Genomic DNA, 23,355 nt, shown 5'->3' on the forward strand with positions numbered 1-23,355 from the left:
GGCTCCCGCTCAGAAGCTGACGCGCGCGGTCACGCCGTAGGTACGCGGCGCGGCAGGGACGAGCAGGTTGTAGTTGAACCCCGCCCCGCGCAGGTCGAGGCCATAGGCCAGAACCTTGCGGTTGAAGGCGTTGTTGATCCAGCCGCGCAGTTCGATGTTGTCATGCTGCCAGGCGAGCGCCGCATCGACCTTGGCATAGGCGCCCTGCTGCAGTTCGGAATTGACCTGTCCGGTGCCCGCAACGTCTGTCGTGTTGAAGGGCGAGAAATACTGGCGGCTGAAGTAGTTGACCGAGGGCGAGAAAGTCACGCTGTCGCGTCCGGTGTCGAACACCTTCCAGTCCACTCCGAACTGCGCGGTCCAGCGCGGGGCGAAGGGCAGCGCGTTGCCGGACAGATCGACGCCCTGCAGCGACAGTTCCTTGTAGGTCGCGTGGAGATAGCCGCCCGAAGCGTTGATGGTGAAGCCGGGCGCGGGGCGCAGCGTCGCCTCGATCTCGCCGCCGTAGACTTCCGCCTTGGGCGCGTTGACGAGGAAGTTGACCGGCCCGGCGCGCAAGTCCTGCACCTGCTGGTTGGTGTAGTCGTAGTAGAACCCGGCGGCCGACAGCGTCAGCATGTTGCCCAGCAGGCGGCCCTTCACGCCCGCCTCGTAGGCATTGACGCGCTCAGGCTCCACGTAGTTGACGCCCGCCGAGGAGGTGTAGCTGCCGCCGTTGAACGCGCCCGAACGATAGCCGCGGCTGTAGCTGGCATAGACCAGAAGGCCGTTGTCGAAGGTGTAGCTCAGCGCCGCGCGGCCGGTCAGCGCGTTGTTCTTGCCGTCGAGGTTGAAGCGCGCGTTCGGGTCGTAGGCGCAGGTGCCCGGCGCGCCGCTGCACGGCACGGTGGAGGCGATCGGCGTCATCGCATCGTCCACGCCGCCCGCGAAGAGGAAAGCGTAGCCGTCGCGGTACTTGCCGCGATCCCAGGTGTAGCGCGCGCCCAGCGTCAGGACGAGCTTGTCGGTCAGGTCGTAATCGCCCTGAAGGAACGCGGCGTAGGAGCGGCGGCTCTGGCGGTAGTGCTGGAAGAACCCGCCGTCGACGCCCGCGCCCAGCGCGCTGCCGATGTTGAAGCGGTTGTCGGTGACGGTGCGGTCCCAGCCGTAGAACAGGCCGCCCACCAGCTTCAGCGCATCGCCTTCGTAGTTGATCCGCGCTTCCTCGCTGAACTGGCGGAAGCCGGACTGCCACGTGATGTCGAGCACATCGTTGGGCGATCCATCAGCCGCCTGATCGAGATCGAGCTTGCCGCCGTCATACGATGTGATCGAGGTGAAGGTGACCGTGGGGCTCAGCTCCACCGAGACGTTGCCCGCGATGCCCCATGCATCGGTGCGGCTGAGGCCGACGCGGTTCTCGTTGATCTCGAAGAAGCCGAGGTTCGATGCGGCGCGTTCGCTCGGGATGCCGAGCGGGGTCGCCTGCGTGCCGCGATCGCGTCCGGCATAGGCGCGGATCTTGATGTCGACGGCGCCGTTGCCGGGCTTGGCGCGCAGGGCGACGCGGCCCTGCAGCGAGTCCACGCTGTTGGCGTCGCGGCCGCCGGGGTAGACGTTGCGGATCTGCCCATCGCCCTTTTCGTAGTTCGCGGCGATGCGCAGGCCGAGTTCATCCTCGACCATGGTTGTCTCTACCGCGCCCTGCGCCTTGAACGTGTTGTAGTTGCCGTAGCCCGCCTGAAGGTAGCCTTGAGTGCCGTTGAGTGCCGGTTGCCGCGTGATGAAATTGATGGCGCCGCCGGTCGTATTCCGGCCGAAAAGCGTACCCTGCGGGCCACGCAGCACCTCGACGCGGTCGAGGTCGAACAGACCCATGCCGTGGCTGGTGCGGGCGGCGATGTAGACGTCGTCGATGTAGACGCCGACCGGCGATGCCTGGTTGGAGTTAAACTCGTTAGCCACGCTGATGCCGCGCAGCGAGAAGTTGGGCTGGGTGCGGCCGAACGAGCTGCTGACCTGCAGGTTCGGCACTGCCGTCGCCAGCGAGGCGGAGTTGGTAATTCCCTTTGATTCCAGTGCGTCACCGCCCAGCGCAGAGATCGCCAGCGGCACGTCGAGCAGCGACTGCGAGCGGCGCTGCGCGGTGACGATGATGTCTCCGGCAACCGCTTCGCTGGCCTGCGGAGCCTGCGTCGCCTCTTGCGCCAGCGCGATGTTGGAAACGCCGCAGCACAGGATGACGGACGCGATTCCAGCCTTGGTGATGTTCATTTCTACCTCTCCTCCCTCGCCCCGTTTTTCATCTCAGGGGCTTCGTCGGGTTGCCCCATGACTAGCCGCTGCGGGCCTCCATGGCTTTAACCGGGCTTGATCCCGTTTTTGTCATTTCTTGCGCTCGCCTTGAGCCCTCGCCCTCTTGCGCCCCAATGTCGCGGCGACGGCGGATCGACAGAGTCCGCGCCCGAACTTGCCCGAGAGAGGTTTCATCGATGCACCCCAGGCCCTTCGCCCTCAGCGATGCGCAGCGCCCCGCCCTCGTCATTCCGGCGACGGGAGAAACGGTCAGCTACGGCGAACTGGAAGCCGCCGCCAATCGCGGCGCCCACCTGCTGCGCCACCTCGGCGCGAAGCGCGGCGATGTCGTGGCGCTGCTGATGGATAACGAGAGCGCGATCTTCGACGTCGCCTGGGCCGCGCAGCGCACCGGGCTCTACCTCACCAGCATCTCGACCAAGCTGGGCGCGGCCGATATCGCCTACATCCTGCGCGATTCGGGCGCGCGCCTGCTGGTCCACTCCGACCGCCTCGCAACCCTCGCCGCCGAGGCCCTGCGCGATGCGCCCGGGGTGGAAAGCTACGATGCCGGCCGCTGGCGCAGCGCGATCGCGCACTATCCCGAAACCCCAGTGGCGGACGAAAGCGCGGGCACCGACATGCTCTATTCCTCGGGCACCACGGGCCGTCCCAAGGGCGTGCAGCCGCCGCTGCCGCAAGGCCCGCTGGACGAGACGACGCCGCTGGAAACGATGGGCACCGCGCTCTACGGCATGGGCGAGGACACCGTGTACCTCTCCACCTCTCCCCTCTACCACGCCGCGCCGCTGCGCTGGGCGATGACGATCCACCGGCTCGGCGGCACCGTGGTCATCATGGAGCGCTTCGATGCCGAGGAAGCACTCGCGCTCATCGAGGGCCACCGCATTACCCATGCCACATGGGTGCCCACGCACTTCGTACGGCTGCTGAAACTCCCGCCCGAAGCCCGCGCGCGCCACGATCATTCCTCGCTGCGCGCGGTCATCCACGCCGCCGCGCCCTGCCCGGTGCCGGTCAAGCAGGCGATGATCGACTGGTGGGGGCCGATCGTCCACGAGTACTACTCGGGCACCGAATGCTGCGGGATCACCGCGCTGTCCTCGGCCGAGTGGCTGGAGCGGCCCGGCTCGGTCGGCAAGGCGGTGCTGGGCAAAGTGAAGGTGCTGGACCCCGAAGGCCGCGAACTGCCCCCCGGGGAGACCGGCGACGTCTATTTCGCCGATGGGCCATCGTTCGTCTACCACAACGATCCACAGAAGACCGCTACAGCCCACAACGACCGGGGCTGGGCGACGCTGGGCGACGTCGGCCACGTCGATGCGGATGGCTATCTGTTCCTCACCGACCGGCGCAGTTTCATGATCATCTCGGGCGGGGTGAACATCTACCCGCAAGAGATCGAAAACCACCTCATCACCCACCCCAAGGTCGCCGACGTGGCGGTCATCGGCGTGCCGCACGAGGAGATGGGCGAATGCGTCCTCGCCATCGTTCGCGCCGCCGATGGGGTAGCCGCCAGCCCTGCGCTTGCGGAGGAACTCGGCGCCTTCGCCCGCGCCGCGCTGGGCAGCGTGAAGACGCCGAAGACGTTCGAATTCCGCGACGAACTTCCGCGTGAGCCCACCGGAAAGCTCATGAAGCGCAAGCTGATCGACGAGTTCAAGGCCCGCTGACCGTGCAACGCCTGATCTTCGCGGAGGAACACGACCTGTTCCGCGCCTCGGTCGCGCGGTTCATGGCTGCCGAAGTCGCTCCCCACGCCGAGCGCTGGCGGCGCGAAGGCATCGTCGAGCGCGAGGTGTACCGCAAGGCCGGAGATGCCGGGCTGCTGTGCCTCTGGGCCGATCCCGCCCACGGCGGCGCGGGCGTGGCCGACTTGCGCTTCGACCAGATCGTCATCGAGGAGAACGTGCGCGGCGGCGAGCCGGGGTTCTACCTGCACTTGCACAGCAATCTCGTCGCCCCCTACATCGCCGCGCTGGGAACGCCGGCCCTACAGGGCCGGCTGATGCCGCGCGTGGTCTCGGGCGAGACGATCCTGGCCATCGCGATGACCGAGGCCGGCGGCGGAAGCGACCTGCGGGCGATCCGCACCCGCGCCGTCCGGGAGGGCGACGGCTGGCGGCTGACCGGCGCCAAGACCTACATCTCCAACGGCATCCTTGCCGACGCGGTGGTCGTCGCCGCGCGCACGGGAGAGAAGACGCTGGGCCTGTTCATCGTCGAACGCGGCATGGAGGGCTTCGAGCGGGGCGGGAAGCTGGGCAAGATGGGCCTCGCAGCGCAGGATACCGCCGAGCTGTTCTTCAACGACGTACAAGTGCCCGGTGACAACGTGCTCGGCGACCCCGAGGCGGGCCTGCCCGCGCTGATGCGCTTCCTTGCCACCGAGCGGCTGATCGCAGCCATCGCCAGCATCGCGGCGGCACAGACCGCGCTGGCGCTGACGCTGGACTTCGCGGCGACGCGCACCGCTTTCGGACGCCCCGTCGGCCTGTTCCAGCACAACCGTTTCCGCCTTGCCGCGCTGCGCAGCCGGATCGACGCGGCGCAGGCGTGGATCGACCAGCTGGTGCTCCTAGCCAATGCCGCGCGCCTGACGCCCGAGGACGCGGCGGCCGCCAAGCTGGTGGCCAGCGAACTGGAGGGCGAGGCCGCCGACCTGGGGGTCCAGTTCCACGGCGGCGCGGGCTACATGGACGAGTACCGCATCAGCCGCATGTACACCGACGCGCGCATCAGCCGCATCTTCGCCGGATCGAACGAGATCATGCTGGAGATCGTGGCGCGCGGCATGGGGCTGGACGAACGGGGAGTGCCGTAGTCCGGCTGATCAAGAAACGTCAAAATCGATGCGCATTTTCGACAAGGTGTTACGCGGATTTTGCGTTACCCTGTCCGGATCGAAAGAGCAGCCCTGGCTGCCGGACCGGGAAAAGGATGACAATGGACGCAATCGTCACGATCTACCCCGAGCAGCGATCGCGAGCCACCGCTGAGGGCGCGCCGCGATGATCGCCGCATGCGACATCGCGTCGCCCGCCGCGTGGCACGGCGAGGCGATCATCGCCGACACCCTGCGGCGCGGCCCCGAGGTCAGCCTGGAATCGAGCGACGGTCGCTGGCGTTTCAGCCGCTGGCGCCAGTTCGTGGGCAGCTATGCCCTGCCCGGCCTGCCCGACCCGCTGTTCGTGGTGCAACTGGCAGGCAAGGCGAACGTGCGCACCTGGGACCGCGACGGCTGGAGCGACGACGCCGCCTACCCCGGCGCAGCGACCATCGTGCCCGCGACGATGCAGACGCGCTGGCTGGTCGATGGCGAACTGGACGTCATCACCCTCAGCATCGATTCCGACGAATTGCGCTCGGCCTCGGTGCTCGACCAGTTCTCGCGCATGCGCTTCGCCTTCAACGACCCGCTCGGCTCCGCCCTCTCGCGGCAGATCCTGGCGGAACTCTACGAGCCGGAATCGGGTGCCCGCGACATCTACGTCGCCTCGCTGATCGATGCGCTGAAGGCGCATATGGTTCGCGGCCCTGCCCGCACGACGGCGGCGGACTTCCCGGTCTCGGCGTTCTCCTCTTACCGCATCCACCACATGATGGATACCATCCGCCGCCACCCCGAGGCGGAGCACAGCCTGGAGAAGATGGCCGCCGACGCCGGCATCACCCCGTCGCACTTGTGCCGCGTGTTCCGCAAGGCGACCAACATGACGCCGCACCAGTTCGTGCTCAAGACCCGGCTGGAGCGCGCGCAGCAGATGCTGGCACAGTCCGATGCGCCGATGAACGTGATCGCGGAACTGCTGGGCTTCGGCAGCCAGAGCAGCTTCAACAGGGCATTCCTAAAGTTCTGCGGGGAAACGCCGTCGCGCTATCGTAGCGGAAGAACATCAATTGAGTTGTCATGATGTCATATCAAGCCATCGACATCCTCGATCGAGGATCTCGATGGTTCGACGCCTTCGCATTGAAATAATAAGATGTATTTAAGCAGAAAAATCAATTTTTTGATAAAAGATTTTATCTGAAAAATGATCGGTGAAATTTAGCTGCACGGTTCCATGCCGTTTCACGCGATGACCAGTACCGAGCGATGAATGAACCGCACGAGGTCTGCATGACTTCGCGCGCCGGTCTTGGCGTAAATCCGCTTGGAATAGGTGCGCGCCGATTCAACCGTCAGGCCCACTTGTCCGGCGGCCTCTGCAATCGACATGCCGCGACTCAACGCCAACGCCAGCCGCGCCTCACTCGGGGTGAGGTCGAACAGTTGGGCTAGTTGATTGCAGCAGTCGGTCGAGGACCAGTTGTCGGCATGGAGGTAGCACACGATCGCCGGCGCCGCCTGTGTCGTTCCCGTCCGCTGCCCGGACGGAAGCATAAGCAGGTCGAGCCACGGTTCACGCGCAAGCACGATCGCCTGTGGCGGCGCTTGTGGGTCAACCGCCAGTTCGCGCACCGCGGCAAGTAGTTGGCGACGCAGCGCCGTGTCATGGGCCGTCAGCTTGCCGTCTCTGCCCCGCGCTATGCGATTACCCGCGTCCAGCATGCGCGAACCATGCGCATCAGCATCGAGAACGCGCCCTTCTCCGTCAAGGGTGAGCCACCCGAAACTCATCCGACGAACCGCTTCTTGCGTGACGGTCGCGGTCATCCGCTCACGCTCCAACGCCACGAAGCTGCCAAGCGCGGCACGCATATACGGCGCCATCGCTTCGAGCAGACGATCCACTTCTGCGTCGAACTCCCCATTGCGCCGGGTCACCGTGATCCAGCCGCTAGTGCCCTCTCGTGCGGCAAAGCGGATCATGCGCATATGATTCATGCCGGAAGGTACCAGCAACTGGGTGAGATAGGCGTCATGCGCCGGCTCCCCGAAATGCAACAATTGATCGAGCCGGTACGTGCGCCCCTCCACCATCTCGTGATAAGGCATCGGATCGCGCAGATAGAGGTCCTCGCGATACAGACGCGAAACCGGCGCTGGCGATGGCGCGCCGGAATAGAGGTGGATCACCCGCGCCTCAGGCGTCCCCAGCGGCAGCGGACGGAATACGAGGCTGGCATAATCACCCGCAACCTCAGCCCGCAAGACGTCGAGGAACGCGCGCCAGGGCGGATATTCCACCAGCCCGCCGATCAGCGGGGCGATCAGATGTTCGATCGTCAGGCTCTCTCCGGGCATCGCCTCATCCCCAAATGGGAATTTGCTTCACCCGGTGCCTAGACCACCCATGGTCATCGAACAAAGGGCCGAAAGGCACGCATCGTACCCACGATGCACCGCAAGAGGATGAGCCGATGAATGTGACTATCCGATGAAAGTCCGGCCCGCCGCCTTCCTGCGCACGACCCTGCCGCTCGGCATCGACATGGCGGGCGAGTACGATTCGGGTCGCTACCATTCGATCTGGCTGCCCGATCACATGGTCAGCTTTTGGCCAGATTCGATCTGGACGCCGGAGTTCACCGATCTCGCGATCTCCTCGCCCAGCCCGCACCGACATCTGGACGGTATCGCGGTCAGTGCGGCCACCGCCGTGCTGACGCGGAACACCCCGATCGCGACTACGGTGGTCGATACGGTACGCAGACATCCTTCGCTCCTGGCGCAATCTGCCCTGACCGTAAGCCATCTGTCGAAAGGCCGGTTTATCCTTGGGCTCGGCTCGGGCGAGTTGGAAAACATCGTGCCCTATGGTTTCGATTTCGCGAAGCCGGTCGGCAGGCTGGAAGAGGCTATCAAGGTCATCAAGCTGCTGTGGCACTCGGATGGACCAGTCGATTTCGAAGGCGACTTCTTCCACCTCCACCACGCGCGGATGGACACCGAGCTTTACGAAGGTAAGCCGCCGCCGATCTGGCTGGGAGCCGCAGGGCCGAGAATGCTTGGCATCACCGGGCGCGAGGCGGACGGCTGGTGGCCAGCAGGCTCCTGGACGCCCGAGGACTATGCAGCCAAGCTCAAGCTAATCCTTGACGCAGGCGAGGCGGCAGGGCGGGACATGAGCCAGTTCACCCCGGCGATCACCCAGATGGCGCTAATCGGCGAGCCCGATGAGATCGACGAAATGTTGCGCGCGCCGATGGTCAAATCGATCGTGCTCATGATTACCGCAAAGGATCTGGCGCAGTTTGGCCACGATCACCCGATGGGGCCGGACTGGCGCGGCATCATGGATTTCGACCCCGTAAAGCTCAGCCGCAAAGCCATGTTGAAATTCTGCGACGAGATGAACCCGCAGGCCATCCGCGACATCCTGCCTGTCGGTACACCGAAGGAAGTCGCATTGAGGATCAAGGGCTTCGCCGATGCCGGGATGCGCGTCTACAAATTGATGGAGTACGGCGCGATGGGCGGCATGAAATTCGCCGCGAGTTCCGCCGCCAAAGTCCGTGAGACCGAGGACGAGATCGCCCGACTGGTGGAAGGCTGAACGGTGGCCCGGCTCGACGCGCAGCAATTGCTGGAAAATGCGATGGCTGAAACTGGCCTGTCCGACTGGGCAGACGACAGCTTCCAGGAGCGCTTCACGCTTGCCGTTGCGCATATACAATCCATTCCGATGGACGAGCCCGGACGGCAGGCGGCGGCAGAAAATATCCGCTGGCTGCTTACCGACCGCCTGCGCTTCTTCGATGACCGCAACAGGTTTCCGCTGGCCGCCGAAGTGATCGAGCGCCCGATGTTCGCCAGTGGCGAGCCGCGATCGGGGACCACGCTTATGCACGCGCTCATGTCGGTCGACCCCGATGCCCGGGCATTGCGCTTCGCCGAAGTCATGCACCCCTCGCCACCACCGGGAACAATAGAGGGAGCAGATGCGCGCTATCTCCTTGCCGACGCCGAATGGCGGGAGATCAATGCCAAGATGGCCAAGTGGCTACACTGCCACCCTTATAACGACATGCTCGGCAACGGCCTGCCTGAGGACGAGCGGACCTGGGCCTTCGATTTTCGCGTCATGACGCCGACCGCCTGGTGGCGTGTGCCGATGCAAAACCTGGCCATGGGTCTCCCGACCGATGCACCGGCGCAGTACCGCATCCACAAGGCCATGTTGCAGGCTTTCCAGTACCGTCGCCAGCCGAAATACTGGGTGCTCAAGGGTTTTCACACCACCCGCCTCAAGGCATTTTTCGACACTTATCCCGACGCCACGCTGGTCTGGCTGCACCGCGACCCGGTGATGGTTGCCGCCAGTTCGACGATGATGATGGCGGACATCATGGAAGGCATCGTCGGCCAGATTGATCTGGTAAAGGAAGCTCAGGCACACCTCGAACGTGTGCGCTGGTCAATCGGCCATACCATGAGTGATCCGCTGGTAAACGACCCCCGCATCCATCACGTACGTTACACCGATTTCGTCGCAGACCCCATCGGCACCTTGCGTGGGTACTACGGCTTCGCGAAACGCGAATTCGGCGCGCGGCAAGAACAGGCCATGCGCGCCTACCTTGCCGATAACCGTGGCGATCGCCACGGCAAGTTCCACTACTCTACACAGGTTCTTGTCGATGCCGGCTATGCGATCGGCGATCTCAATGACGAGTTCGCCCCGTTCCGCGAGCGATTCGGCGTTCCCGTCGAAGTGCGCGGATAAGGCCGGTGCATCCCCGCATCAGTCTGCATCAGGTGGCTTTCATCGCCGACCCCACGGCGGTATTCCTTGATTTCTGCTGCAGCATCGGCGTGCAGCACTGCACTCTGGCCGCGCCTTGCATGCAGACGAAGGAAAGCCGATCGAGCATCAAACAGAGCCCAGTGAAAGTCGGCTGCATCAACCATCTCTTCGCGGTACACCCGAACCTCGAAAGCGATGACGGCACCGCCGCCGAAAAGCTCCTCGACAGCATCGAGATCGCAAGCGAACTTGGCGCGCCTGCGATCTATCTTCTTACCGGAGGACGCGGCACATTGTCCTGGGACGAGGGCGCAATGCGCTTCGCCGACCTGCTGGCGCCCTGCCGCGATGCTGCGAGAAATGCCGGCATTCGCCTGCTGGTTGAGAATAGCTCAGCGCTCAATGCGGACATTCACATGGCCCATACCCTGCCCGATGCGACCCGCCTTGCCCAAATCGCGGGTATCGGCATCTGCGCGGAACTGCATGCATGTTGGACCGAAGCCGACTTGCACGGCAACCTTGCCCGGGCCATGCCTCTGACTGCGCTCGTCCAGGTCAGCGACTACGTTCTCGGCGATCGTAGCACGCCCTGCCGCGCGGTGCCGGGAGACGGCTCAATCCCGCTCGAGGCCATTCTGCGCGATGTGCTGGATCTCGGATACTCCGGCCTGTTCGATCTCGAACTGGTCGGTCCACGCATCGCGGCCGAGGGTGCGCGCGAAGCCTGTGCGCGTGCCGCCCACTATCTTTCTGACCTGCTCGATAAACTTGGAGCCTGAAATGGCCTGTGGCGATGGACCGGACGACACATCATTGCGTGTGGCATGGGAGAAGTTCTGCAACGACCTCAAGGACGCGGGGCTCGCGACCTTCAAGAATGCCAATCCCGCCGATCCGCTGCAGCGGGCCGATGCCTTCCGTTTCCTGACACAGAACCTGGGCCAGGCCTTCGATCTTGCGCTGGAAACCCGCGACCCCGCATTCCCTCAGATTCACCCCTTCGTCACGCCGACCCGAAAGCTTGGCGGCGACCTTGCCGACTTCACCTATCGTCAGGCATGGATCGACGGAAGCCGGACCTATCGCATCACCGGCCGCAAGGGCAGCGCACGCTGGCTCAACGTGACCGTCCAAGGCCCTCGCCCGGCCACGATCCCCGATACTGACTGGCGATCCCTTCACGAGCCCTTCGGCGACATTCCCCAATGCAACATCCTTGGGTCACAGATCAAAGGCGATGCCCAGGGCGACTTCGAACTGTTCGTTGGCGGTGCTCCACGGCCATGCAATTGGCTCCCCACCACTGCCGGCAGTCGCAAGTTGTTCATTCGCGAGGCTTTCGACGACTGGGACGAAACGCCCACGACCCTCACCATCGAAGCCCTCGACATGGCAGGGGCAAGGCCGCTCCCCACGCCGGGGCGTATGATCGAGGCGATGGAATGGGCTGGAACGTTCATCACTGGCGTGATGCGCGACTGGCCCGAACATGCATGGCAAACATCGCACGGGGTATGCGATCCAAACGCGCTCAATGCGTTTCCTTCAGGCCGGATCGCCAACGATGCTGCTGACGTGAAGCGCGGGCGCATGGCTGCGCACATGGTCTGGAAACTGGAACCGGACGAGGCGCTTATCGTCGAGATGGACATGCACCCCGGCTTCTGGATTTTCGGCATGGGGGGCGCCTTCATGGGCTCGATGGATTTCCTGTACCGGCCGGTCAGCTACACGCCCGGCCGCACGCACATCGATACCGACGGAGTTGTGCGCCTGGTGCTCGCTCACGACGATCCGGGCGTCCATAACTGGCTGGACACCCAGGGCTTCCGCGAGGGCAACCTGACGTACCGCAACCTGCTTACGCAGGACGCTGCGCAGTTTCGTACAAAGCTCGTCGCACGCGAAAACCTGTTGGACCACCTTCCCGGCGATACAGCATACGTCACTCCCGCCGAGCGCGAGAAGATGCGGCGTGATCGCTACCGTGCAATCAAACGTCGCTACGGTATCTGACGATCTCGCATCAGTCGCTGCACGGTACGCAATCCGGAGGGTTTCAAGTGCAATCTTGATTTGGTCAGGTTTGTTCTCCTGAACCCTAGCGTCATTCATCGGCCCGGAAGACGCCTTTGACTGCGACAAAACTGTTCCCGAAGCAGCTGCCGATCAGCAGGTCGTCGTCAGCCTGCACCGCCACCGTAGCAGCATTGAGCGGCGCGCCGGTGTGAGCAAAGATGCGTTGCGCCGTCATCGCCTTTACATCGATCTCGTAGACTTCCGAGGGCACCGGGCAGGGCGCTGCAGGATCGGCGAAGCACGCCATCGGCTTCGGTCCGGCCGCAACACCTCCCACAAGCAAGCGGCCGGTCATCGTCCATGATGCGTTATCGGGGTTCGGCACCGCCACAGTCGCGACCACCTGTCCGCTGGCGAGGTCGAGTTTGCGCACGTCACCGCCCTGGCTTGCCGTATTGATATAGGCGTATCGGCCGGCATGATCGACCTGCACTCCGTTAGGCATCGGAGTATCGCTTCCAGGCTGGCGCGCGATCATGCTGCCCGGTGACCAACGCCACAGAAAACCTGTGTTCTCGCCTTTGGCGGCACGACTGGCGGCCTCGCGCGTCGCCGCGCTGTTGCCCATGTGCATCGTCGATACGAGAAACCCTCCGCCCGGCAGGGCCGCAACGTCATTCAGATGGCTGGAAGCGGGCGCGACGACGCAGCCACGCCACCGCGCGAACCATCGCTTGCCCCTCGGCAGAAGTTCCAGAAACTCCACCGACTCCCGGCTTCCGTGATTGACGACGAGAAGCTGCCACGCGCCGTCCTGCCGACGCGAGAGGTGGATACCGTGGGGCAGCAACGCCTTCCCGATTTCCTGCGTACACGCCGGATCACCCCAGCCCAGCCGCCCTCGAGCCGTCGAGACAGCAGGATAGAGCGGCGTGACCATACCGTTCTCAAGATCGACCAGCTTCAATACACCCGGCTGCGGCTCTATGCCCGTGGGCCCAGCCTTCAGGTGCATGTCGCTGGCAATTACACTGTGCGTCCCGGGGATAGGCTCAAGATCCTCGGGGAAAGGAACGCCGCAATAAGGCCTCAGTTCGCCCGTGAGTTTACATGACTCAGGGGATGCGGAAGCGGCATGCCCGGGCGTAGCTGATGACACGTTAAAAAACAGGGCGGTAAGGATGCCCCCCGCAAGGACTAAATATCTAATATAGTCCATGAAATCTCCAGTTTCACAGGAAAAGACGGCTCGCCGATCAGCGATGCGACGAGCCGATTCCTCCCCAGGAATGCCATTAATGTGAAAGCAAAAGGCGCGACCTCTCAGCCCGCCAGCGATGTTGCTTCGTGCACCTCAGCATCCAGCAAAGGCAGTAGATCGGCCGGCACCTGCAAGTTTTCACGCAACGTGCGCCCTTCGTATTCCGTACGAAACAGCCCTCGTCGCTGGAGTTCGGGAACGACCCTTTCGATAAATTCCTCGAAAGACACCGGATTGACCGCCGGCATGATGTTGAAGCCATCGCACGCGCCACCCTCGAACCAGTGCTGCAGTTCGTCGGTGACATCCTTGACCGTTCCGATCACCGCAAAATGCGCGTTGGAGGCGGACGAGCGGATAAGCACCTCCCGCAAGGTCAGGCCCTCCCGCTTTGCGGCCTCGACGTGATGCCGTCCCCGGCTGATGACCGATTCCGGCGGAACATCGGGGAACGGTGCATCGAGATCGTGGCCGCTCAGATCATAGGCCTTCAGGGCCAGCTGGAGTCTTGCTCGTGCCGCACGCAGATCGATGCGGGTGTCGAGTTCCGCCCACTTGTCCTGCGCTTCCTCGCGCGTTTCGCCGACCACGACGAGCGCCCCGGGCATGACCTTGACGTGATCCGGGTTGCGCCCCCAGGCAACGGCCCGGCGGCGGATGTCGTCGCGAAACGCTTGCGCCTGCTCGAACGTCGATTGCGCGGTGAAGATAGCTTCCGCCACGCGCGAGGCCATCGCCCGCCCTTCCTCGGACTGACCCGCCTGGATCAGCAGCGGTCGGCCCTGCGCCGAGGCGACGCCCTTGAGCGGCCCCCGCACCCGATAATGCCGGCCGACGTGGTTGATCAGGTGGATGCGGTCGAGGTCCTTGTAGGCACCGCCCTCCTTGTCGCGCGGATAGGCGCCCGGCTCCACGCTGTCCCAGAGCTTGAGCACGACGTCGACGAATTCCTCGCCCCGAGCGTAGCGCTGCTCCTGCGGCACGAAAGTCTGGTCGGCATATTGCGCGGCATCGTCGGGAGAAATGCCGGTAACGATGTTCCAGCCCACGCGGCCGCCGCTGATCCGGTCCAGCGAAAGGATTTCGCGCGCCGCGTCGTAAGGCGGACGATAGGACGTGGCGATCGTCGCCGCGAGGCCCAGGTGCGTAGTGTGCGCAGACAGCGCCGCCAGCAGGGTCATCGGCTCGAAACTGTCCCCACCGCTGATGTACCGGAAGACATCCGGGTTTTCCGCATCGCTGGGCGAGGCGGTGTCGGCGATGAACATCATGTCGAATTTGGCCGCCTCCAGCTTGCGTGCAAGCTCGACCCAGCGGGAGAAGTCATGGCCGAACGCATTGTCGGCATCCGGATGGCGCCATCCCGCCTGATGATAGCTGCCCCCGCAGAAGGCGCCCAGCTTCATGTGTCCTTTGTTGGTCTTCATGTCGAAACACCGCTCCCGATCGTTAAGGCCGGATTAGGCCACTTCCTTCCGGACGGTCCAACAAACCCGCCGTGCCGGACGTCCAACCACACCTGCAGTTCGTCTGCCGCCCCATCGTCAGGCGCGCAGGACGACGGCGGAGGGGTCATGGAAGAAGCTGCCGATGGAGATCAGCGCTGCGCTTGCCCCGGGCACCTGCCTTTCGCCCAGATCGCCGCGCAGTTGCCGTGCAGCCTCCGCATAGAGATTGGCGCCGCCCGCCCGGCCATGCGAAAGTCCGCCACCGCCGGTCATGACCGGCACGCGGCCGTCCAGCATCAGCAGGTTGCGCGAGGCATCCCACGAGGACCGGAAAAGGTCGGTCGCCTCTCCGATGCCGCAATATCCCGCCGCCTCGGTGATCGCGACCGCGTCCATCGTGTACCCGTCGTAAGGGTAGAACAGGTCGATGTCGGCGAGCGAGAGTTCGCTGCGCTCCCACAGTCCGCGATGGGCGACCTGAAACGAATTGTCGCGCCAGCCCGCGAAATTCTCGTAATATTCACCGATCCGGGTGCCACCAAGCGACATGGCGTGGACATAAACCGGCTTCCTGCGCAAGTCGCGGGCACGCTCCGCAGTGGTTATGACCAGTGCCTCGGCGCAGTCGCACGGCACGTCCATGTCCGCGATCTGCATCGGATCCCAGATCGTGCGGCTCGCCTCGTAGTCGGCCAGCGACAGCGGATGTCTCAGTATCGCCTCGGGGTTGGCCGTCCCTTGAGTGCGGCAGTTCACCGCCATCATCGCGAATGCGTTCTTGCCCACGCCAAAATCGTGCATGTACCGGCGCATGATCGCGGCATAGGGCTCGCCCGAATGAATCCAGCGCTTGGCGAAGTCGCCGAGCCCGACATCGCCGCCGACGTCGGCATACCGCGCCGCCCTTGCCCGGTACGGGTCGCGCGCGGCGGAGCGGGACATGTTCGCGCCGCGCACGTTCGCCTGGACCAGCAGCGCCATGTCGCAAAGGCCGGAAAACACGGCCTCCACGGTGAAGACCAGCGCCGATCCGAGCCAGCCGTTCTTGCCCCATGTGCAGCGTTCGATCCCCAACGCGCCCTGCAGGCTGAGGAAGCCCGCGCCTCCCATCGCCAGCGGAGTCATGCCGGTGCCGCAAATGCCGTCGATTTCACCGGGGCTTATCCCAGCGTCGCGGATGGCGGCGACGGCCGCTTCTAGCCCCAGCGCCAGTTCGCTGCGTCCGAGGTCACGACCGTACCGGGTCGAGCCGATGCCGACGATCGCGACTTTGTCCCTGAGCGGATTGCGCGCCATCGCGTCAGCCCACCTCCAGCGGCGTGAAGGCGGGCCAGCGACGGCCCTCCTCCTCGATCCAGGTAAGCTGCACCGGCATGTCGTGCCGCAGCCGTTCGGGCGGGCACCCGACCACGCGCGAAAGATAGCGCAGGCCGGGTTGCTCGACGAGTTCGATAGCCGCCGCCAGCAGCGGCGCGGCCAACGGCTTGTCCGGATCGCGCGACTGGTGGATCAGCGTCCACATATGGAGCCTGCCGAGCCCGCTCACCTCCGCAGGCTCCACCGAGAAGCTGAGGCATTCCGGACAGAGGGGGCGGTGAGGGTAGATCCAGTGACCACACTCGTTGCAGCGATTGACCAGCAACCGGCTGCGCATCAGCCCGCGATAATGCGCGATGTTGTCACGATCGACGTGGACGTCGTGGAAATAGGCGAAGACCGCAAGGTCGTCAGGCTCGGTCACCGGTAGCCTCCGTGCGAAAGACCGCCACTTTGCCATTGCTCGCGGCGATCCAGTCGATGGCGACCGGCATGCCGATTGCGACCGTATCCGGATCGGCAGCGACGAGGACGGAAACGAGACGCACACCGGGCGCGTCGTCGAACTCCACGAGCGTCGGCATCCGCACCTTCGTCGCCTCCCCGGAGATCGGCAGAATGGTGAAGGTATGGATCCGCGCCTGTCCGGCCGGCCTCCATTCGACCTCTTGTGTGCGACAGCTCGGGCAGAAAGGCCCGGCGGGCCAACGGAAGGCGCCGCAATGGAGGCAAGCGGGCATCCGCACCTCGCCCTGCTCCCCCCACTGCCAGAACGGTTCTGACCAGGCATCGCGAGCAATCTCCAGCGCCGCGAAATCGGGCGTGATGCTGAGCCTCATGGTTCGCTCCTCAGGATCGCGGCGGTCATCGGCGTCGGCGCGGGACCACCGGTGACGAGCGCCGTGCGCGCACCCTGCACCTGGTTCACCGCCGTGCCGCGCAACTGCTCCACCGCCTCGCGGATATGCGTCATGCCCACGACGTAGGCTTCCGACAGGTGGCCGCCGTGCGGGTTCACCGGGATCGCCCCGTCAAGCCGGATCGCGCCGCTTTCGACGAACGGCCCGCCCTCGCCTCTGGCGCAGAACCCGAAATCCTCAAGCTGCATGATCACCAGCGGCGAGAAATGGTCGTAGAGGCAGGCCACGTCGATGTCCGCAGGCGTCATGCCGGTAAGCTGGTAGAGCCGCTCGGCCACCTTCACGCCGCCCGCCGAGACGAAAGCCTCAGGCGTCTGTCCCAGCCAGAAGAAGGCCCTGCCCCAGTCGCAGCTGCCATGCTGCGCGGCCCCGGCGATGTAGACCGGCGGTTGCGGCCGGTCGCGTGCCCGATCGGCTGCGGTGACGACGAAGGCCAGCGCGCCATCGGTCTCGAGGCAGAAGTCGAACTTGCACATCGGATCGGCCAGCATCGGCGCTGCCATGTACTCGTCCATCGAGAGCGGCTTGCGGCGGAACGCGGTCTCGCGGGTCGCGGCCGCCGCGCGGGACGCCATGACGACTTCAGCGAAAGCCTCGCGCCGGGTGCCGAACTCGTGCATGTGCCGCCTTGCCGACAGCGCGAGCGCCTGACCGGGGCCGTTCAGACCGGCGATACGGTGGAAGATGTTGTCCGGGCTCGCCGCGAAGTTGCCGAGCGCCTGGCCGACCCGCCGCCCGACCTGCTGCGTCGCCCCGATGCACACCACGTTGCGCAGCCGGCCCGTCGAGATGGCCATGTCGGCAAGGTCGAGCATCCCCGCCATGCCGCCGCCGAACGCGGAGACGCAATGCGCGAAGGTCACGTTCTTCAGGCCCAGTTGCTCGATGATCATGCCGGTGTCGAAACCGAAAGCGAAGAAAGCCAGACCGTCGACATCGTCGATGTGCAGCCCGGCATCGGCTACGGCGGCCAGCACCGCCTTGTCGATCAGTTCCAGCACCGTCTGCGGCGCGCTCTCGCCGCGAAAATAGTACGGCGTCGCCCCGCTGCCGACGATCGCGGATTGCGCTTTCCTGCCCATGTCACTGCATCTCCAGAGCAGGCACCGTGCGGGACGATGGATCGTCCCCGGCATCACTGCCGGGCGCCGTCCTCCCGCGCGGCAGCATCAGGAACACGAGGCTGCCCAGAGCGATCGCGCAGGCCACGACCATCAGGAACGGCGCGAAGCTGTCACTGGTGCGCAGCAGCACGCTCAACAGCAAGGCCCCGAGCGCGGAGGCCGCGAAAACCCCGCAGTAGACGAGGCTGAGCGTCGTGCTGAATATCCTTAGCGGGAAATACCGCGCGACGAGGAACGACTGGAGATCGCCTTCGGCGCCGACCGCGAAGCCCACCATGAACATCGCCGCTCCGATCACGACGGTGGTGTCCACAGAACTGGCCAACAACGCATATCCCAGCGCCGGCGGCAGCATCGAGATCGCCGCGACGACCGGGGCCGAGAACCGGTCCAGCGCCAGTCCGCAGCCGACCCGCCCGATCACGGTGCCAAGCCCGTAGATCGAGATCATCCCGGCGACCGCCCCGCTGCCCAGATGATTGTCGTGCAGCATCAGCGCCATCTGCGAACTGTGCAGCGGCGTTTGCAGGGTACACAGCAGCATCGCGACGAAGATCATCCAGAACGAGCCACTGCGCAGGATCGCCCCGTAGTCCGCCCGCACCGTGGCGACGTGGACACGCGCACCTGCAACACCGTCCCGGTCGTGAGGCGGCACGAGCGCCAGCGCCGTCAGTCCGCAGACCAGTACGAACACCGCCAGCGTGCGATAGCCGACCCGCCACCCCCAGGCGTCGATCACCGCCGTCAGCAAGGGGGCGGCGATCGCCCCAAGCAAGGCGGGCGCGATCGTCACGAACGTCAGCGCGAGGCCGCGCGCCTTGTCGAAATCGGCCGCGATCAGGCGGGTGTAGACCACCGGGCTGGTAAAGCTGCCCAGCGCCAGGATCATGCAGGATATTGCGAAGTAGGTGGGGAAGCTGCCGCTCATGAAGCTGTAGGCGCTCAGGCAGGCAGGGATGCCCAGCACGCCCACCAGCGCGGTGCGCCGCACGCCGAAGCGGTCGGTCAGGCGGCCGATGAACGGCAACGCGATCAGCGTCGAGAACATCGCCAGCCCGATCAGCGCGAACTGCGATCGCGACCAGCCGAACGTGCGGACCAGATATGGCCCGAAGATCGTCGTGGTATAGCTCATCAGCATGAGCCCGCCGCCCGACCCCAGGGCGGCGGCCGCCAGCGATCGGGCATTGCGCCGGATCTCGCCGAAGTAGCTTGCGGGCACCGCCTCCATCAGCGGCTGCCGATGGCGAAGCGGGCAGTCAGGCCGATCTCGCGCTGCGGAGTCAAGGAGATGATGCGGTAGCGGCTTGCCGGAGTGACACCGCCTACCACCGACGCTCCGCTCACCGGAGCCGTGGCCCCTCGCGAAAGCACCTTGTCGGTATCGAACAGGTTCTTGGCGTAGAAGCCTACGTCCCATGCACCATCGTCCGCGCGTACACCGGCGTAGAGATTGACGAGCGCGTAGGCCGAAATGTCGTCGATCGGGTTCACCGGATCGTTGCGCGACTTGCCGTAGAAGCTAGCAAGGCCACGGAGATAACCATCGATTCCGGAACCGATCGACGCGGTATACTCGGACTGCACGGTAGCCGTGAACGGCGCGTTCGGCCCGGCTCGCAGCCCGTCGACCTGACAGACGGAGACCTGCTCACCACCCGAAGCATTGAGAATCTGCGCCGCCGTGGGGACGCCCGCATAAGGATTGCAGGGGATCGTCGCGTTGTCGATCGTGCCCTTGGCGTAGCTCATCGTCGCGCCGATGTCCCAGCCGCGCATGGGGGTGCCGGACACTTCCAGTTCGGCGCCGTTGACCTTGGCCGGAACGCCCACCGTCAGCGCGGTGATCTGGCGTACACCGACGGAACCGCCGACATCGGCGATGTAGAAGATGCTCGGCGCAGCATAGGCGAAGTTGTCGAAGGTCTGGTGGAACACCGTTGCATTGATCCGCAGACGACCGCCCAGCCACTGCGATTTCACGCCCAGTTCGTAGGACTTGGACTTCTCCGGATCCGGATAATACAGGCTGGCGAGCAGCCCGTAAGGTTGCGACTGATCGCGCAATTGCACGGGATTGGACCCGGAGCCCGGCCGCCACGAAGTGCCGAAGCTGGCATAGGCCATAAGGTCGCGGGTGAAGTTGTGCTTGATCGAGGCTGAATAGATCGTCGCGTGCAGGGTGCGGTCCTCGTCGGCCGCAGGAACCGGCACGCCCCGGGTGACGAGGCTTCCCTCGGAATGGTAGCGGATGCGGCGGATACCGCCCGAAACCTCGGTGCCCTCGCCCAGATGCGCAGTCACGTTGCCGAAGAAGGATCGCTCGAACGAACTGCCGACGCGCTCGACCGGAGTGCGGTTCAGCAGAAGAGGCCGCGCCGTGCTCCCGGCGAAAACAGGCGTCTGAACCTCGAGGTTCGTCGGATTGTAGAGCTTGTTCCACAAGGCCCCGACGACGTAGTCGAAGATGCCGAGAACGCGCTGGTCCGACGACAGCCGCAGTTCATGGTTGGTCTGCTTCGCATTGGTGCTGGAATTCTGACCGGCGCCGAGAAAATCCTCCGGTGCCGTCGCAGGCAGCGCGGCGCCGAGGTCGTTGGGCTGCAGCGATCGGTACTTCTGCTTGTTGTGCGAGCCGAGATAGTTCAGCGACTGCCCGAATATCTGCCAGTGGGCGGCCCAGTTCCAGACCGTGAAGCTCTGACGATAGGTGTAGGGCGTATACATGACCGAGGTGCGATCGTCCGGCGTCAGCGCAACCGGCGCCGCAGGTGCGGCCGGGTCGATGTAGTCGAGCGATTCCGCCGGCAGGAAAGAGACGGCCTTGCGGATGGTCTGGGTGTAGCTGCCGTCAAGCGTCAGCCCGTCGATCGGCTCCGCGCGGACGGACAGGCGCCCTCCCTGCGTGCGGCGGCTGGGCTTCGCATCGTCGTTGATGCTGTGGATGCGGTTGTCGTCGGTCTCGTCCATGACCCCCGCAAGGCGGATCGCCAGACGGTCCTGAACCAGCGGGATGTTGAGCGCCGCCTGCCCGTTGACGTCGCCCCATGTGTTCACCGTGGCGATCATCGTCGCACCGACTTCGGACAATTCGGGCTTGTGGGTGGTCACGGTGATCGATCCCGATGGCGAGGCGCGGCCGCGCAACGTCCCCTGCGGGCCGCGCAGCACCTCGATCTGGCCGACGTCGAACATCGACTGGAACAGGATCGCCGCCGTGATCGGCGCATCGTTCATGTAGAATTCGATGGTGCCGTTGTTGCCGCTAGCGTTCACGTCAAAGGCAACGCCGCGCAGCGTAGCGCGGGTGGCGACGCCATTGGGCTCCTGCCCCAGCGACAGCCCGGGCACGAGGGACTGGATCTCCCGGAATTCACGCAAGTTGAGCTTCTGGATCTCCTGCCCGGTCACCGCCTGCACGGTCAGCGGCACGTCCTGCAGCGACTCTTCGCGGCGGCGGGCCGTGACGATGATGTCCGCGTTAATGTCGGCCGCCTGCTGCGACTGGGCTTCCTGCGCGGCGGCTTGCTGCACCTGCGACGCCGCACCCAGGGCAAGCAAGCTTGCTCCCGCGATGGCCGTTTCCTTCAAGCTCTTCATCCGTTCCTCCCTCGTTATTTTTGATTTTTCGTGTTCAGATTGCGACGGCCGCCCTCGCCCATGCCGCCAGCGCGATCCTGTCGAGCTTGCCGCTGCCCAGCCGCGGCAGGTCATCGACGAAGACGATGTCGCGAGGCAGCTTGAAATGCGCGAGGCGCGGCTTCAGCCAGGCGTGCAGATCCTCGGGGCTGACCGCGCTTGCCGGACGCCGCACGACGTAGACCCGCAGCACTTCGACCTTGCGCGGATCCGCAACACTTACGGCGGCGCAGTGCGTCACGTCCTCGTGGCCGACAAGGCAGCGCTCGACCTCCTCGAGGCTGACGTTCTCGCCACCGACCTTGGCCATCAGCTTGATGCGGCCGCGATACGTGACGTAGCCGTCCTCATCGATGCTCACGAGGTCTTCGCTGTGGACCCAGCCCTCGGCATCGATCGCCCGCGCCGTCTCCTCGGGTCTGTTCCAGTAGCCGATCATGGTGTTGCCGCGGATCCACGCCTCGCCGGTCTGGCCGGGGCCGAGATCGCGTCCGGTTTCGGGATCAACCACCCTTATCTCGTTGCCGGGCAGCGGCCTTCCGCCGGTCGACAGCATCTTTGCGGGGGCATCGTTGGGGCCGGTGATAGCGCAAGGCCCGTAAGTCTCGGTCAGCCCGTAGGGAGAGAACGCGAAGGTGACGTTGGGCATCACCGCACGCGCCGCATCGTTGTGGAGCGGCGCCATGCGCAGCCTCGGGAACGTGATCCCGCGCGCCTGCGCCTCCATCACCGCTTCCTTGCCGAGCACGCTGACGAAGATCGTCGCCGCCTCCTCGACGATAAGCCGCACGGCCAGATCGACGCTGAAAGCCTCGGTGAAGACCAGCGTGCCGCCTTGCGGCAGCATGCTCATCAGCCCGTAGATGCTGCCACCCGCGTGAAATAGCGGCATCATCGAGAAATAAACGTCGTCCCGCCGCATGCCCGTGCGACCGGCATGTAGGATACCATTCGCCGCGAAACCGCCTTGCTGCAGCATCACGCCCTTGGGAAAGCCGGTGCTGCCCGAGGTATACTTGACCACGAAGACGTCCTGCGGCGTCACCGCCTCGGCCATCCGGTCGGCAACGGCCAGCCAGTCGCCATGGCCTTCGCGCCCGACCGCCTCGAGCGCCGTCCAGTCGAAAGCGGCGCGGTGGGACGTGCTTTCGCGGGCGAACAGGACCACGTTGCGCAAGTCCGGCATCGCGCGCGAGCACAATGCGCCGGGCACCTGCGCCTCGGCGAATTCGGGACAGATTTCAGCAAGGATCGCTGGCATGTCGAGCTTGCGGAAGCGATCGAGCATGATCAGGTGGCGCGCCCCCGACTGCCGTATGCAATAGGCGATTTCCGGCGCTTTCAGGAACGTGTTGATCGGCACCACCGCGGCCCCGATCCGGGCCGCCGCGAAGAACGAGACGATCCATTCCAGCCGGTTGGTCATCCACAGCACGATCCGGTCGCCGCGCGTGACGCCGATGCTGGCGAGGCCCGCCGACAGATCGCGCACCCTTTCCAGAAGTTGGGCATACGTCAGTCGCGTAACCGCGCCCGCATCGTCGGCCGCAACCAGCGCGTCACGGTCGGGGTCGAGTGCGGCGGCGTCGCTCAAGACCTGCCACATCGTGCGCGATCGGGCCGCCTCCAGCGCTTCCCGATCTTTCCGGGTCACCGGCCGCCACGCGATCTTTGCTTGCGTATCCGCGA

At 65.0% G+C, this 23,355-nt stretch carries 18 protein-coding genes; 7 read left to right on the forward strand and 11 right to left on the reverse strand.

What is annotated here, in order from left to right; all coding sequences use genetic code 11:
- Window positions 1-9 precede the first annotated feature (9 nt).
- Window positions 10-2,253 (reverse strand): TonB-dependent receptor, encoded by a 2,244-nt coding sequence (locus QRN25_RS13625; RefSeq protein WP_285019894.1) that lies wholly within the window; start codon window positions 2,251-2,253, stop codon window positions 10-12.
- Window positions 2,254-2,471: 218 nt separating this feature from the next.
- Here QRN25_RS13625 and QRN25_RS13630 point away from each other — a divergent pair, with 218 nt between their 5' ends.
- The 3 genes from QRN25_RS13630 to QRN25_RS13640 all read left to right on the forward strand — a co-directional run bounded on the left by QRN25_RS13630 (window position 2,472) and on the right by QRN25_RS13640 (window position 6,212).
- Window positions 2,472-3,971, forward strand: a complete 1,500-nt coding sequence (locus QRN25_RS13630; RefSeq protein WP_285019895.1) for an acyl-CoA synthetase — start codon at window positions 2,472-2,474, stop codon at window positions 3,969-3,971.
- Window positions 3,972-3,973: 2 nt separating this feature from the next.
- Window positions 3,974-5,122 (forward strand): acyl-CoA dehydrogenase family protein, encoded by a 1,149-nt coding sequence (locus tag QRN25_RS13635; protein ID WP_285019896.1) that lies wholly within the window; start codon window positions 3,974-3,976, stop codon window positions 5,120-5,122.
- A gap of 187 nt (window positions 5,123-5,309) precedes the next feature.
- Entirely contained in the window at window positions 5,310-6,212 is a 903-nt protein-coding gene (locus tag QRN25_RS13640) for a helix-turn-helix domain-containing protein (protein WP_285019897.1), read from the forward strand.
- 161 nt (window positions 6,213-6,373) lie between these two features.
- Here the strand turns inward: QRN25_RS13640 and QRN25_RS13645 are convergent, their stop codons facing one another.
- Entirely contained in the window at window positions 6,374-7,489 is a 1,116-nt protein-coding gene (locus tag QRN25_RS13645; RefSeq protein ID WP_285019898.1) for a helix-turn-helix transcriptional regulator, read from the reverse strand.
- Window positions 7,490-7,622: 133 nt separating this feature from the next.
- Here QRN25_RS13645 and QRN25_RS13650 point away from each other — a divergent pair, with 133 nt between their 5' ends.
- Genes QRN25_RS13650 through QRN25_RS13665 form a run of 4 tightly spaced genes read left to right on the forward strand, consistent with a single transcriptional unit; the run spans window position 7,623 to window position 11,951 of the window.
- The gene (locus tag QRN25_RS13650; protein ID WP_285019899.1) at window positions 7,623-8,741 is read left to right on the forward strand and encodes an LLM class flavin-dependent oxidoreductase; all 1,119 of its coding nucleotides are present in this window, start codon (window positions 7,623-7,625) and stop codon (window positions 8,739-8,741) included.
- A gap of 3 nt (window positions 8,742-8,744) precedes the next feature.
- Window positions 8,745-9,911 carry a sulfotransferase family protein gene (locus QRN25_RS13655; RefSeq protein WP_285019900.1) on the forward strand — a complete coding sequence of 389 codons (1,167 nt, stop codon included), beginning with the start codon at window positions 8,745-8,747 and terminating at the stop codon, window positions 9,909-9,911.
- Between the two features lie 5 nt (window positions 9,912-9,916).
- Complete coding sequence (locus QRN25_RS13660) at window positions 9,917-10,714, forward strand: sugar phosphate isomerase/epimerase family protein (RefSeq protein ID WP_285019901.1); 798 nt, start codon at window positions 9,917-9,919, stop codon at window positions 10,712-10,714.
- Complete coding sequence (locus QRN25_RS13665; protein WP_285019902.1) at window positions 10,662-11,951, forward strand: hypothetical protein; 1,290 nt, start codon at window positions 10,662-10,664, stop codon at window positions 11,949-11,951. Before QRN25_RS13660 ends, QRN25_RS13665 begins: the two co-directional genes overlap by 53 nt.
- Before the next feature lie 91 nt (window positions 11,952-12,042).
- Here the strand turns inward: QRN25_RS13665 and QRN25_RS13670 are convergent, their stop codons facing one another.
- The 9 genes from QRN25_RS13670 to QRN25_RS13710 all read right to left on the reverse strand — a co-directional run bounded on the left by QRN25_RS13670 (window position 12,043) and on the right by QRN25_RS13710 (window position 23,320).
- A complete protein-coding gene (locus tag QRN25_RS13670) occupies window positions 12,043-13,173 on the reverse strand; it encodes an SMP-30/gluconolactonase/LRE family protein (protein ID WP_502910466.1) in 1,131 nt (376 codons plus the stop codon).
- Window positions 13,174-13,277: 104 nt separating this feature from the next.
- Window positions 13,278-14,642, reverse strand: a complete 1,365-nt coding sequence (locus QRN25_RS13675; RefSeq protein ID WP_285019904.1) for an LLM class flavin-dependent oxidoreductase — start codon at window positions 14,640-14,642, stop codon at window positions 13,278-13,280.
- 117 nt (window positions 14,643-14,759) lie between these two features.
- Window positions 14,760-15,959 carry a thiolase family protein gene (locus tag QRN25_RS13680; RefSeq protein ID WP_285019905.1) on the reverse strand — a complete coding sequence of 400 codons (1,200 nt, stop codon included), beginning with the start codon at window positions 15,957-15,959 and terminating at the stop codon, window positions 14,760-14,762.
- Window positions 15,960-15,963: 4 nt separating this feature from the next.
- Window positions 15,964-16,404 carry a Zn-ribbon domain-containing OB-fold protein gene (locus tag QRN25_RS13685; protein ID WP_285019906.1) on the reverse strand — a complete coding sequence of 147 codons (441 nt, stop codon included), beginning with the start codon at window positions 16,402-16,404 and terminating at the stop codon, window positions 15,964-15,966.
- Entirely contained in the window at window positions 16,391-16,819 is a 429-nt protein-coding gene (locus QRN25_RS13690; protein WP_285019907.1) for a Zn-ribbon domain-containing OB-fold protein, read from the reverse strand. Before QRN25_RS13690 ends, QRN25_RS13685 begins: the two co-directional genes overlap by 14 nt.
- Window positions 16,816-17,982 carry a thiolase C-terminal domain-containing protein gene (locus tag QRN25_RS13695; protein WP_285019908.1) on the reverse strand — a complete coding sequence of 389 codons (1,167 nt, stop codon included), beginning with the start codon at window positions 17,980-17,982 and terminating at the stop codon, window positions 16,816-16,818. Before QRN25_RS13695 ends, QRN25_RS13690 begins: the two co-directional genes overlap by 4 nt.
- A 1-nt stretch (window position 17,983) precedes the next feature.
- A complete protein-coding gene (locus QRN25_RS13700) occupies window positions 17,984-19,258 on the reverse strand; it encodes an MFS transporter (protein ID WP_285019909.1) in 1,275 nt (424 codons plus the stop codon).
- Complete coding sequence (locus tag QRN25_RS13705) at window positions 19,258-21,627, reverse strand: TonB-dependent receptor (RefSeq protein ID WP_285019910.1); 2,370 nt, start codon at window positions 21,625-21,627, stop codon at window positions 19,258-19,260. Before QRN25_RS13705 ends, QRN25_RS13700 begins: the two co-directional genes overlap by 1 nt.
- Window positions 21,628-21,661: 34 nt before the next feature.
- A complete protein-coding gene (locus QRN25_RS13710; protein ID WP_285019911.1) occupies window positions 21,662-23,320 on the reverse strand; it encodes a class I adenylate-forming enzyme family protein in 1,659 nt (552 codons plus the stop codon).
- Between the last annotated feature and the right edge of the window lie 35 nt (window positions 23,321-23,355).

The sequence above is a fragment of the Novosphingobium sp. fls2-241-R2A-195 genome (genome assembly GCF_030209485.1).
GTDB classification, from domain to species: domain Bacteria; phylum Pseudomonadota; class Alphaproteobacteria; order Sphingomonadales; family Sphingomonadaceae; genus Novosphingobium; species Novosphingobium resinovorum.

Bases quoted from the DNA above. Each gene is read 5' to 3' on its own strand.
- QRN25_RS13700 (WP_285019909.1), bottom strand. From the start codon at position 19,258: ATGGAGGCGGTGCCCGCAAGCTACTTCGGCGAGATCCGGCGCAATGCC.
- QRN25_RS13645 (WP_285019898.1), bottom strand. From the start codon at position 7,489: ATGCCCGGAGAGAGCCTGACGATCGAACATCTGATCGCCCCGCTGATC.
- QRN25_RS13705 (WP_285019910.1), bottom strand. From the start codon at position 21,627: ATGAAGAGCTTGAAGGAAACGGCCATCGCGGGAGCAAGCTTGCTTGCC.
- QRN25_RS13630 (WP_285019895.1), top strand. From the start codon at position 2,472: ATGCACCCCAGGCCCTTCGCCCTCAGCGATGCGCAGCGCCCCGCCCTC.
- QRN25_RS13625 (WP_285019894.1), bottom strand. From the start codon at position 2,253: ATGAACATCACCAAGGCTGGAATCGCGTCCGTCATCCTGTGCTGCGGC.
- QRN25_RS13690 (WP_285019907.1), bottom strand. From the start codon at position 16,819: ATGAGGCTCAGCATCACGCCCGATTTCGCGGCGCTGGAGATTGCTCGC.
- QRN25_RS13650 (WP_285019899.1), top strand. From the start codon at position 7,623: ATGAAAGTCCGGCCCGCCGCCTTCCTGCGCACGACCCTGCCGCTCGGC.
- QRN25_RS13675 (WP_285019904.1), bottom strand. From the start codon at position 14,642: ATGAAGACCAACAAAGGACACATGAAGCTGGGCGCCTTCTGCGGGGGC.
- QRN25_RS13640 (WP_285019897.1), top strand. From the start codon at position 5,310: ATGATCGCCGCATGCGACATCGCGTCGCCCGCCGCGTGGCACGGCGAG.
- QRN25_RS13670 (WP_502910466.1), bottom strand. From the start codon at position 13,173: ATGGACTATATTAGATATTTAGTCCTTGCGGGGGGCATCCTTACCGCC.
- QRN25_RS13680 (WP_285019905.1), bottom strand. From the start codon at position 15,959: ATGGCGCGCAATCCGCTCAGGGACAAAGTCGCGATCGTCGGCATCGGC.
- QRN25_RS13695 (WP_285019908.1), bottom strand. From the start codon at position 17,982: ATGGGCAGGAAAGCGCAATCCGCGATCGTCGGCAGCGGGGCGACGCCG.